Annotated in this window: 14 protein-coding genes and 1 pseudogene; 10 read left to right on the top strand and 5 right to left on the bottom strand. The window is 73.3% G+C overall.

The genetic code is table 11. The features are described 5' to 3' along the window. Nucleotides 1–275 (top strand): hypothetical protein (locus GTW08_RS11250; protein ID WP_161151873.1); only part of this gene is annotated, 275 nt, incomplete at its 5' end. A gap of 113 nt (nucleotides 276–388) precedes the next feature. On the opposite strand, the gene GTW08_RS11245 is transcribed toward GTW08_RS11250, so the two are convergent. The 3 genes from GTW08_RS11245 to GTW08_RS11235 all read right to left on the bottom strand — a co-directional run bounded on the left by GTW08_RS11245 (nucleotide 389) and on the right by GTW08_RS11235 (nucleotide 2265). Further along, nucleotides 389–775 (bottom strand): hypothetical protein, encoded by a 387-nt coding sequence (locus tag GTW08_RS11245; protein WP_161151872.1) that lies wholly within the window; start codon nucleotides 773–775, stop codon nucleotides 389–391. A gap of 111 nt (nucleotides 776–886) precedes the next feature. Next, a complete protein-coding gene (locus tag GTW08_RS11240; RefSeq protein WP_337825407.1) occupies nucleotides 887–1255 on the bottom strand; it encodes a hypothetical protein in 369 nt (122 codons plus the stop codon). Nucleotides 1256–1659: 404 nt separating this feature from the next. Then, on the bottom strand, nucleotides 1660–2265 hold the full coding sequence (locus tag GTW08_RS11235) for a TetR/AcrR family transcriptional regulator (RefSeq protein WP_161151870.1): 606 nt from the start codon (nucleotides 2263–2265) through the stop codon (nucleotides 1660–1662). A 98-nt stretch (nucleotides 2266–2363) separates the two neighbouring features. Here GTW08_RS11235 and GTW08_RS11230 point away from each other — a divergent pair, with 98 nt between their 5' ends. The 6 genes from GTW08_RS11230 to GTW08_RS11205 all read left to right on the top strand — a co-directional run bounded on the left by GTW08_RS11230 (nucleotide 2364) and on the right by GTW08_RS11205 (nucleotide 7797). Further along, nucleotides 2364–2894 carry an SCP2 sterol-binding domain-containing protein gene (locus GTW08_RS11230; RefSeq protein WP_062403970.1) on the top strand — a complete coding sequence of 177 codons (531 nt, stop codon included), beginning with the start codon at nucleotides 2364–2366 and terminating at the stop codon, nucleotides 2892–2894. Between the two features lie 32 nt (nucleotides 2895–2926). After that, a complete protein-coding gene (locus tag GTW08_RS11225) occupies nucleotides 2927–4135 on the top strand; it encodes an acyl-CoA dehydrogenase family protein (RefSeq protein WP_161151869.1) in 1209 nt (402 codons plus the stop codon). A 322-nt stretch (nucleotides 4136–4457) separates the two neighbouring features. Continuing rightward, the gene (locus tag GTW08_RS11220) at nucleotides 4458–5459 is read left to right on the top strand and encodes an esterase/lipase family protein (protein ID WP_161151868.1); all 1002 of its coding nucleotides are present in this window, start codon (nucleotides 4458–4460) and stop codon (nucleotides 5457–5459) included. Between the two features lie 87 nt (nucleotides 5460–5546). Beyond that, nucleotides 5547–6413: a dihydropteroate synthase gene (folP, locus tag GTW08_RS11215; protein WP_083657976.1), complete on the top strand. Its 867-nt coding sequence runs from the start codon at nucleotides 5547–5549 to the stop codon at nucleotides 6411–6413. A 2-nt stretch (nucleotides 6414–6415) separates the two neighbouring features. After that, nucleotides 6416–7174 (top strand): dihydrofolate reductase family protein, encoded by a 759-nt coding sequence (locus GTW08_RS11210; RefSeq protein WP_161151874.1) that lies wholly within the window; start codon nucleotides 6416–6418, stop codon nucleotides 7172–7174. A 62-nt stretch (nucleotides 7175–7236) separates the two neighbouring features. Further along, nucleotides 7237–7797, top strand: coding sequence for a GNAT family N-acetyltransferase (locus GTW08_RS11205; RefSeq protein WP_062399087.1), 561 nt, complete (start codon nucleotides 7237–7239; stop codon nucleotides 7795–7797). 99 nt (nucleotides 7798–7896) lie between these two features. Here the strand turns inward: GTW08_RS11205 and GTW08_RS11200 are convergent, their stop codons facing one another. Continuing rightward, nucleotides 7897–8448: a hypothetical protein gene (locus GTW08_RS11200; RefSeq protein ID WP_161151867.1), complete on the bottom strand. Its 552-nt coding sequence runs from the start codon at nucleotides 8446–8448 to the stop codon at nucleotides 7897–7899. 234 nt (nucleotides 8449–8682) lie between these two features. Between GTW08_RS11200 and GTW08_RS32700 the strand changes: the two genes are divergently transcribed. Next, nucleotides 8683–9843 carry an alpha/beta fold hydrolase gene (locus GTW08_RS32700; RefSeq protein ID WP_161151866.1) on the top strand — a complete coding sequence of 387 codons (1161 nt, stop codon included), beginning with the start codon at nucleotides 8683–8685 and terminating at the stop codon, nucleotides 9841–9843. A 26-nt stretch (nucleotides 9844–9869) separates the two neighbouring features. On the opposite strand, the gene GTW08_RS11190 is transcribed toward GTW08_RS32700, so the two are convergent. Next, complete coding sequence (locus tag GTW08_RS11190) at nucleotides 9870–10274, bottom strand: hypothetical protein (protein ID WP_073573733.1); 405 nt, start codon at nucleotides 10272–10274, stop codon at nucleotides 9870–9872. A 43-nt stretch (nucleotides 10275–10317) separates the two neighbouring features. Here GTW08_RS11190 and GTW08_RS11185 point away from each other — a divergent pair, with 43 nt between their 5' ends. Together GTW08_RS11185 and GTW08_RS31765 are read left to right on the top strand one after the other, a co-directional pair. After that, nucleotides 10318–10863, top strand: a complete 546-nt coding sequence (locus GTW08_RS11185; RefSeq protein ID WP_062399093.1) for a peptidylprolyl isomerase — start codon at nucleotides 10318–10320, stop codon at nucleotides 10861–10863. A gap of 34 nt (nucleotides 10864–10897) precedes the next feature. Then, a pseudogene (locus tag GTW08_RS31765) lies at nucleotides 10898–11080 on the top strand (hypothetical protein); the annotation flags it as partial.

Below are 11080 nucleotides of genomic sequence, written 5' to 3'. Positions count from 1 at the left end.
GGATCGCCGCGGCCGTCGCGGACGCCGACGCGGACGGCACCCCGCGGCTGGCCGCGCTGGACGTCAACCTCGCGCAGGCCGCGAGCCAGCTGACCGCCGTCGCCCCGGACCTGCGGTCGGTCGCGGCTCGGATCGACGCGCTCGACCGGCAGATCGGGGTGCTGGCCGACGCGCTCGCACCGCTGCAGGGCACCACCGAGCGGATCGGCCGCATCGTCGACCGGCTGCCGGACCGCACCCGGCGCCTGGTCACCCGTCCGGCGACGGAGGGCTGAGCGCCACCACTCGGCCGGCAGCCGCGGCCCGGACACACGAACGAGCCGGCCCGCCGTCTGCGGACCGGCCGTTCGCCGGAGAAGCCGGGCTGTGCCCCCGGACCTCGGGTGTCTCAGGACTGGTCGGCGACCTGGTCCAGGACGGTCTTCTGGGCCTGCTCGGAGGAGGCCTTGTTGCCCTGCTCGTTCGACGAGTCGATCGAGTTGTCCTGCACGATCTCCTGGCCGGAGCCGCCGCGGACGTCCTCGTTCGCGAAGTCGCTCAGCGAGGCGATGCCGTCGACGTTCGCCGCCGGGTTCGCCTGGGTCACCGGGGCGCCGTTGGCGTTGCCCTGGGTGCTCTCCGACGACTGGGTGCCGGTGGCCGAACCCGCGGTCTCCTGGGTGCTGGTCTCGCTGCGGTCGCCGCGCTCGTGGTCGGCGAAGGCCATGCCGGCTGCACCGATGGTCATGGGGACGGCGAGCGCCGCGGCGGTGGCGATGCGGAAGAACTTGCGCATGGGGGACGATCCTCTCGGGGAAGGAGCCCGGCCGACCCGGTCGTAGGGGCCGGCACGGGCGGTCGGCGCCGGAGCGGTGGGTTGTGCCCGGCGGCCGGGGACGGCGGCGGATCAGCCCGCGAGGCCGGCGATCTGCTCGACGACGGTCTTCTGGGCCTGCTCGGTGGAGGCCTTGTTGCCCTGCTCGTTCGAGGAGTCGATCGAGTTGTCCTGGACGATCTGCTGTCCGGACCCCTCACCGCCGTCGTAGTCCTCGTTGGCGAAGTCGCTCAGGCCGAGGACGTCGCTCACGTTCAGCGCCGGGTTCGCCTGGGTGACCGGGGCGAACGAGCTGTTGCCCTGCTCGGTGGCGGCACCCTGCTCGGACGATGCGGTGGCCTCGGAAGCCTGGCCCTGATCGACGGTGTCGTCGGCGAAGGCCATCCCGGCCGCACCGAGGGTCATCGGGACGGCGATGGCGGTGGCGGCCAGAGTACGCACGGACTGACGCATGGAATGCGTTCCCTTCATGTTCACTGCTGTCGACTGCACGCCCCGGAATTCGAGGACGTACTGCGGAGAAAGGTAACCGGCGTTCTCCCGGAATGCGCGCCGACACCGGGTGACGTCATCGACACCCGTCTCGGTGAACCGCTGATGATGTGTTGCACGTAGCGATCCCGACACCCTCGGACAATAGGTGGCTTGGCTCTGAGCTGCCGGAACGGTGAATCGGCGACATCACTCATTCGAGTGACATCCGGCCTGTACGCGCACTCCGAACAACGCGCGCGAATGCCGTTGCACGTGGACACGGCGGGGTTACGGATCGATTTCCCTCGATTATGGTGACAATCGCGACCCGGTGATCGATTGCACGGTGATCGATTTCCCGGCGGAAGGGACTAGGAGCGCAGCAGGGCCAGCCCCGGCCACACCAGCGCCATCAGCGTCGAGGCGAGGTCGTCGGGGTCCCCGCCGTCGCCGGCCCAGTCGGCCAGACCCTCGGCCGCACCCGCCAGCGCCGCCGCGATCGGGGTGGTGACCGTCGCCGGGTCGATCCCCTCGGGGGCGACCAGCTCGGCGGCCAGCAGCTGTGCCACCCGGTCGACGATGCGGGTGCGCGCCGCGTGCACCTCGTCCGCGAGTGCCCCGGTGCGGGCCTGGCGGTAGAGCACCGACCAGCCGTCGCGGTGGATGGTCACGCTGGCGAAGAACGCCCGGAGGCCGCGGTGCAGGCGCACCTCGGCGTCGGCCGGTGCCCCGGCTGCGGCGCCGGAGACCGACTCCAGCAGCCGGTCGGACTCGCGGCGGATGCACCGCCGCAGCAGTTCCTCTTTCGAGCCCCCGCCGTGCGTGTAGACCATCGGCTTCGACAGCCCCGCCTCGTCGGCGACGGCGTCCATCGACGCGTCGTGGAACCCGTCCCGGGAGAACACGCGCACCGCCGCGTCGAGGACCTGCTTCTCGCGCTGTGCGGGCGGGAGCCTGCGGCGGGGTGGGGGTGCCATCTCGACAGCTTAGCTACTGCTGCGTAAAGTACGCCCCGTCCGAGCCGGTACGGCGAGTACCGGACACTTGTGTGAACCACGGCGAGGTGGAGCGAGCGATGGCCGACACGGTCGACATCAACGAGCTGGGTCGCAGCGTCGACCCCAAGTCCCTGTCCGACGAGCAGCTGATCTCCACCCTCGGCACGGCCCTGCGTGACGGGAACGCGAAGGACGTCGACCCGTCGCTGTTCGCCCGCCTGGTCAAGACCGCGTCGAAGCAGCAGCTGGCGACCGTGATGTCGTCCGAGGTCCGCCGGCCGGTGCTGGAGGCGATCTTCGGCCGGATGAGTGAGTTCTACTCGTCGAAGGGTGCCTCCGGGAACCGGCAGGTCGTGCACTGGCACATCAAGGACGGCTCGACGACCGACAGCTTCCAGACCGTGCTGCAGAACGGGACCTGCACCGTCACCGAGGGCACCGACGAGGACGCCCGGACCGCGCTGACCATGCCGGGTACCGAGTTCCTGAAGGTCGCCACGAACAACGCCAACCCGGTGACCCTGTTCATGACGCGCAAGCTCAAGGTCTCCGGCGACGTCGGCTTCGCGACCGCCCTGCAGAAGATGTTCCAGATCCCGTCCGCCTGACGAGAACCGCGACCGAACAGCGGAGAGCTGAGATGACTTCCTTCGAACTGTCCGAGGAACACCGCGAGCTGCAGGAGTGGGTGCACGGCTTCGCCGCCGACGTCGTACGTCCGGCCGCCGCCGAGTGGGACGAGCGCGAGGAGACCCCGTGGCCGATCCTGCAGGAGGCCGCGAAGATCGAGCTCTACAACTTCGAGACCCTCGCCTCCTTCTGGGGTGACGAGACAGGGCTCTCCATGCCGCTGGTCAACGAGGAGCTCTTCTGGGGCGACGGCGGCATCGGCATGGCGATCTTCGGCACCACCCTCGCGGTGGCCGGCATCTTCGCCTCCGGCACGCCCGAGCAGATGGTCGAGTTCATCCCGCAGTGCTACGGCGATGCCTCCGAGCCGCAGGTCGGCGCGTTCTGCTCGTCCGAGCCCGAGGCCGGCTCCGACGTCTCGGCGATGCGCACCCGCGCCGTCTACGACGAGGCGAAGGACGAGTGGACCCTGACCGGCCAGAAGGCCTGGGCCACCAACGGCGGCATCGCGAACATCCACGTGGTGCAGGCCGTCGTCGACGCAGACCTGGGCAGCAAGGGCCAGGCCGCGTTCGTCGTCCCGCCGAACACCCCCGGCCTGGAGTCCACCCGCAAGATCAAGAAGATGGGTCTGCGCGCGTCGCACACCGCGGACGTGTTCCTCGACGACGTGAAGCTCCCCGGCTCCTGCCTGCTCGGCGGCAAGGAGAAGCTCGACGAGCGGCTCGCCCGCGCCCGGTCGGGGGAGAGGTCGAAGGGCTCGGCCGCGATGCAGACCTTCGAGCTGTCCCGCCCGACGGTCGGCTCGCAGGCGATCGGCATCGCCCGCGCCGCCTACGAGTACGCGCTGGAGTACGCCAAGGACCGCGTCGCCTTCGGCCGTCCGATCATCGAGAACCAGTCGATCTCGTTCATGCTCGCGGACATGAAGACCGAGATCGACGCCGCCCGGCTGCTCGTGCACCGGGCCGCGTGGATGGGCCGCAACAACGTCCCGTTCACCGCGGGCGAGGGGTCGATGTCCAAGCTCAAGGCCGGCCGGGTCGCCGTGTGGGCCACCGAGCGCGCCATCCAGATCCTCGGCGGTGCGGGCTACTCGCGCGAGCACCCGGTGGAGCGGATGCACCGCGACTCGAAGATCTACGACATCTTCGAGGGCACCGAGCAGATCCAGCAGCTCGTCATCGCCCGCGCGATCTCCGGGAAGCACCTGGCGTGACCCCGGCGGCCGGTCGGCTGCGACGGTCGGCGGACCGGTCCCGCTCGGCGGGTCGTACCGCGGCCGGAGGCCCGACCGCCCACAGCGGGACGGCCGGCCGCCCGGCAGTGCTGTCACCCGTCCGGGTTCCGCGCCGGGGCGAGACCTGGTTCTCAGGTTCCGGTCGTGCCGACGACACCGACCTGGCGCGGGATCCGGTGACCACCGGCACCGCGTTCCGTCCGTCCGAGGCGCACCCGGTCGTCGTCGAACCGACGAGAACGCGTCACCGCAGGCCGCCGCCCTCGTTCACTGATCAGGAAGATCGACAACGGGGGAAGGCATGGCACGGACGACGACGTCCACCCTGCTCGCGCTGGCCGTCACCGCGGCCTGCCTGACCGGCGTCGCGGGGGTGGCGGCGGCCTCCCCGGAGCGCGCCGCCGACCCCGGGCCCGCGCTCACCGCGCCCGGCCTGGACGAGAGCCTCACCTGCCACGGCGACCTCGCCCGTTCCGCGGGCGCCCCGGTCCTGCTGGTGCCGGGGACGACGCTGGACCCCGACGTCAACTTCGACTGGAACTACGCGCGCGCCTTCGCGCAGGAGGGCCGGGCCCACTGCCTCGTGCAGCTGCCCGCGCACGCGACCGGGGACATCCAGGTCGCGGCCGAGCACGTCGTCCACGCGATCCGCACCATGCACGACGAGGCCGGCGGCCCGATCTCCGTCGTCGGGTTCAGCCAGGGCGGCATGGTCCCGCGCTGGGCGCTGAAGTACTGGCCGGACACCCGCGGCATGGTCACCGACATGATCGGGATCGACCCGTCGAACCACGGCACGCTCGACGCCTACCCGGTCTGCGGACCCGGCTGTGTCCCCGCGTTCTGGCAGCAGCAGACCGGCTCCCGGCTCCTCGCCGCACTCAACGACGGACCGGAGACGTTCGCCGGGATCGACTACACCGTCGTCTACACCGTGACCGACGAGGTCGTGGTCCCGAACCTGCCGCCCGCGGCGAGCTCGGAGCTGCGTCGCGACGGCGCGGGCCGGATCGCGAACATCCCCGTCCAGTCGCTCTGCCCGGTGCACGTCGCCGAGCACCTGACCATGGGCAGCACCGACCCGGTCGGGTACGCCGTCGTCGCCGACGCGCTGCACCACGACGGCCCCGCCGACGCGGGCCGGATCGACCGCGCCGTCTGCCTGGCCGACGTCATGCCCGCCGTCGACCGGACGCAGCTCCCGGCGAACGAGGTGCGGCTGCTGGGGCAGGTCGCGACCAGCATCGCGACCGAGCTGCGGGTGGCCGTCGAGCCGCCCCTGCGGGACTACGCCCGCGGGTGACCGGTGGGCGTGCCCGCGGGGGCCCGGGGAGGATGGGGATCCCACCGGGTCCTGCAGCGGGCCCGGACCGTGCTGTGAGGAGACCACGTGCCGAGCGTGACGTTCCGTGGACGTACCTGGAACCGGGACCGGGCGATGGTCATGGCGATCGTGAACCGGACCCCCGACTCGTTCTACGACCACGGCGTCACCTTCGCCGAGCAGGCCGCCCGGGACCGGATCACCGCGGTCGTCCGGGAGGGTGCCGACGTCATCGACATCGGCGGCGTCCCGGCCAGTCCGGGCACCGAGGTCACCGAGCAGGAGGAGATCGACCGGGTCGTGCCGACCGTGGAGTGGGCGCGCCACACGTTCCCCGACGTCGCGATCTCGGTCGACACCTTCCGCGCCGGGCCCGCCGACGCCGTCTGCGCCGCCGGGGCCGACCTGGTCAACGACAACTGGGCCGCCGCCGACGGGGCGATCCTCGACGTCGCCGCCCGGTACGGCGCCGGCTACGTCAGCGCCCACACCGACCACGTCACCCCGCGCACCGAGCCGCACCGGCCCCGCTACGCCGACGTGCTCCGCAGCGTCATCGACCAGACCGTCGCGCTCGCCGAGAAGGCCGTCGCCGCGGGCGTGCCCGCCGGGGGGATCCTCATCGACCCGGCGATCGACTTCTCCAAGAACACGTTGCACAGCCTCCAGGTCCTGCGCGGCATCGACGAGATGGTCGCGACCGGCTGGCCGGTGCTGCTGGCGATGTCGAACAAGACCGTCGTCGGTGAGTCCCTGGCCGTGCCGCTGGAGGAGCGGCTGACCGGCACCCTCGCCGCGACGGCGCTGGCCGCGGACCGCGGCGTCGCCATGGTGCGCGCCCACCAGGCCCGGGCCACCCGCGAGACCTGCGAGATGGTCGCCACCGTCCGCGGCGAGCGGAACCCGTCGCGGGCGGTGAGACTGCTCGCGTGAGCATGATCCACCAGATCTTCCCGGCGGCCGACGCCGGACCGCTGTCGACCGAGCAGCTCGAACGGCTCTACGCCTACCCGGACGACCGCCTCCGGCTGTCGGTCAACTTCGTGTCCAGCGCCGACGGCGCCGTCGAGGTCGCGGGCAGCTCGGCCGGGCTGTCCACCCCGCCCGACCGCGCGGTGCTGGACCTGGGGACCGACCTGGCCGACGTCGTGCTCGTCGCGGCCGGGACGGCCGCCGCCGAGGGGTTCACCGGCGTCAAGCACAACGACCGGATGGACGACCGGCGCCGCCGCTTCGGGCTGTCGGAGTTGCCGTCGACGGCGGTCGTCACCTCGTCGGGGAAGTCGCTCGACCCGTCGGCGCCGGTGCTGACCGACACCGTGGTCCCCACGATCGTGCTCACCTGCGAGTCGGTCCCCGCGGACCTGCGCGGCCGGTGGGCCGACGCCGGCGCCGAGGTCGTGCTCACCGGCGACGAGTCGGTCGATCTCGCCGTCGCCGTCGCCGCGCTGGGGGAGCGGGGGCTGCGCCGGATCAACTGCATGGGCGGGCCCGCGCTGTTCGGCAGTCTGGCCGAGGCGGGCCTGGTCGACGAGCTGCGACTGACCCTCGCGCCGTTCCTGGTCTCCGGCGAGGCAGGCCGGATCGCCCGCGGCGCGGGCATGGACCCCGCGCGTCTCGAGCTCGTCAGCGTCGTCACGGGGGACGACACGCTCCTCATGCGCTACCGGGTGCGCGAGGCGCCGTCGTCCTGACGGGGAACCCCGGAGGGGGAGGTCCCGATCACGCACGGCGACGGTTGGGGCAGGATGGTGCCGTGTCGCGTCCCTCGAACATGCTGGCGGACGGCGTCGTCGTCCTCAGTCCGCTCGGCTGGGACGACGTGACGGCCCACCTCGCGGGTGAGGACGCCGAGATCGTCCGCTGGCTCGGTGGCGCACCCGCGACCCCGGCTACCGCCCGCGCCCACGTCCGCCGTGCGATCGAACGCTGGGCCGACGACGGGCCGAAGCTGAGCTTCGGCATCCGGGTCGACGGCGGCGCCGTCCTCGCCGGGACCATCGACGTCGACCTGGATCCCGCGGGGGACCGGGCCGGTCTGTCCTACGGCGTCTACGCGGCGTACCGCCGTCGCGGCCTCGCGACGCGCGCGGTCCGGCTCGCCGCCCGCTACCTGGGCGAACGGGGTGACGTGCGATGGATCTCGATCGACGTCGACCCGCAGAACACCGCATCGGTCGGGGTCGCGCGACGGGCCGGGTTCCGGTTCCTGCGCCACGTCGTCGACGACGAGGGGTCCTTCGACCGCTACGAGCTCCTCGTCCGCGCGCCGGTGGTGCCCGCGCCGCCGCCGCGTCCGCGGCACGGCCGGCCCTGACCCCGTTCGCGGTCGCCCGTCCGGTGCCCCGGTCGTGGGGACACCGGACGGGCGACGTCGCGAGCGCCGGTCGGGGGTCCGGCGCTCGTCGGTCCGCCGTCAGGAGACGGTCGGAGCCTCGATGTACATCACGCCCGGGACCTCGAACACGGGCAGCGCGCCGGCGTCGTCGGCCGACGGGAGGTCGACGTCGTCCGCGGAGGGGAGCTCGGGAGCGTCGTCGGCCGAGGGGAGCTCGGGCGCGTCCGGAGCGGAGGGGACCTCGGGCGCGTCCGCGGACTGCAGCGAGGCGGTGGAGAGGTCCTCCGCGCCCGGCAGCGAGTCCGCCGAGGGGAGCGCGTCGGTGCTCGGCAGGGAGTCGGCCGAGGGGAGCGCGTCGGTGCTCGGCAGGCCGGGGAGCGCGTCGGCCGACGGCAGCTCCGGCAGACCGGAGGTCTCGCCGTGCGGGGTCTGCAGCTCGCCGAAGGAAACGCTGTTCGCGTCGTTCGACAGGGTGCCGTCCTCGTAGGACGGCAGGGCGGAGGTGTCCGGGGCGTCGGGTGCCTCGGGCAGTTCGGCGGCCGAGGCCTGGCCGACGACACCGGCGCCGAGCGCGGCGATGCCGGCGCCGGCGAGGGACAGCCGCAGGGCGGTACGGGCGAGCGGGGTCATGCGCACGTCCTTCCAAGGGGGAGCGGGGAAGCTGAGGGCCGACGGACGACCCTCGCCGGGGGACAACGAGACCCCCAGCGGTCGGTTGCGTTCCGCAGTCACTCGGCGGCGATCTTCACTCGTACGAGTGGCAACCTGAGAGGGGGCTCGCACGTACGGAGCCTTCTCGTCACTCCAAACAGGCATCAGGTGGTCCACTCGCGGCACACGTACGCGGGGGAGCAGGATGAGTGTGTGCGCGCGCCGAGCTCCTCCGTCCGCCACTCCGTCCGTCGTTCGGCGCCCGTCGCGGGAGCGCTGGCCGGGGCCCTGGGCGGGGCGGGCGGCGCCGCCGCGGCCGCGATCGGCTGGCACTACTCGACGATCCTGCTGCACCCGTCGCCGCACCCGGGGCTGCCCGAGCGGGTCGTCACCGCCGGGGACGGCACCGTCGAGCTGGCGCGGACCCGGCTGTCCGCACAGCCGGGTGTCTGGGGGCTGCGAGGCCCGGCCGGACTCGCCGTCGTCGGTCCGGTCCTGGACCGCGGGCGCCGCACCGTCGTCCGGGAGCTGCGCGCCGGCCCGGTCCCGGCGACCGGCCCCGCGGTGCTCGACGCCGGCCCGTTCGACCCGGACCCGTCCGCCCGCGGGCTGCCCTTCGACGACGTCCGGGTGCCCACCGACCTCGGCCTCGCACCGGCCTGGCGCATTCCCGCCCCGGACGCCGGTGACCCGGACACCTGGGCGCTGTGCGTGCACGGCCGAGGCGGGACCCGGCGCGAGGCACTGCGGATCCTGCCCGCGCTGCACGCGGCCGGGCTGACCCAGCTCGTCGTCAGCTACCGCGGGGACGGGACCGCCCCGGAGTCACCGGACGGGCGGTCGCACCTCGGCGACACCGAGTGGCGCGACATCGACGCCGCCGCGGCCTACGCCCTGGTCCACGGCGCGCGCCGGCTGGTGCTGGTCGGCTGGTCGATGGGGGCCGCGGTGGGCGGGGCGTTCCTCGACCGGTCCCCGCACGCCGACCTCGTCGACGCCGTGGTCTGGGACGCGCCGCTGCTCGACTGGCGTCGCACGCTGCGCAGGCAGGCCCGCAACCGCGGTCTCCCGCCGACCCTCGCCGGGGTCGCGGCCCGGTTCACCGCGCGCCGGATCGGGATCGACCTCGACCGGTTCGATCTGGTCCGGCGCCCGCCCGCGGTCCGCCCGCCGACGCTCGTCCTGCACAGCGACGCCGACACCGCCGTGCCGGTCACGCTGAGCCGGGACCTGGCCGCGACCGCCCCCGGGCACCGCTGGCCGGTCACCTACCGGGAGTTCTCCGGCACCGAGCACACCGGCAGCTGGAACGCCGATCCCGACGGCTACGAGGCCGCCGTGACCGGCTTCCTGCGGACCCTGCGCCCGGCCTGACCCGCCCGATCCGGGACGGCCGTGGGTCAGTGACCGCTCGCCTGCGACCGGCCCTGGCCGATCGGCTTGCCGTGGATCTGGTCGTCGGTCGGCGGGGTCGTCGGCACCGGGGTCCCCGGGTCCACCTCGCGCTCGCGCTGCAGGACCGTCGCCCAGCCCCACACCGCGGCCGCGGTCAGCAGCAGGACGGCCACGATCCACGGGGCCCGGCGCACCCGCGCCGGGGTCGGCTCGACCACCTCGGCCAGCGCGTGGCGGGCGTCGTGCACCGAGCCGGACACCACGTCGGACAGGCCGGACAGGCGGGACGAGACCCCTCCCGCCACGGCGTCGGCGACCGCGCCACCGGCGATCCGGCCGGCGTCGGCGAAGGTGTGCACGGCCTCGGCGGCATCCTTGCGGGCACGGGCCCGCGTCCTCTCGGCACTCATGTTCCGGACCTGCTTCCCACGGATGCGGCTGCTTACTGGCACGATGGTAGCCGTGACGGAACCAGGAAACGCCAACACGACGGCCGTCCTGCACACCTCCGAGGGCGTCGTCCGCGTCGTGCTGTTCGGCGACCACGCGCCGAAGACGGTCGCGAACTTCGTCGGCCTCGCGGAGGGCAGCAAGGACTACACGGGCCCGAACGCGAGCGGCGGCGACTCCGGGCCGTTCTACGACGGTTCGATCTTCCACCGGGTGATCAGCGGCTTCATGATCCAGGGCGGCGACCCGACCGGTACCGGTCGCGGTGGCCCGGGCTACCAGTTCGGCGACGAGTTCCACCCGGACCTCAAGTTCGACAAGCCCTACCTGCTGGCCATGGCCAACGCCGGGCCGGGCACCAACGGCTCGCAGTTCTTCATCACGGTGGGCAACACCCCGCACCTGAACCGGCGCCACACCATCTTCGGTGAGGTCGCCGACGCCGAGTCGCGGGCCGTCGTGGACGCCATCGCCCAGACCACCACCGGCCAGGCCGACCGGCCGCTGACCGACGTGGTCATCGAGAAGATCGAGATCGAGCGGTCCTGACCCCGCAGGTCTCCGACCACCGAGTGGACGGGCCGTGGTGAACGGACGACCCGACGACAGCGGATCCGGGACACCCGGCGAGCCCGAGGGCGGGCCGGGTTCCCCCGGCCCCGCGGGCACGCCGCGCTACCCGGCGCCGCCCGGCTACCCGCAGCCCCAGTGGCCGCCGCCGGGCGCGCCGGGCGGTCCGCCCTGGGCCGGTCCCGGCGCGGCACTC

This window comes from Pseudonocardia sp. SID8383 (genome assembly GCF_009864975.1).
GTDB lineage: Bacteria > Actinomycetota > Actinomycetes > Mycobacteriales > Pseudonocardiaceae > Pseudonocardia > Pseudonocardia alni.
This window is presented reverse-complemented; position numbering and strand designations above follow the sequence as displayed.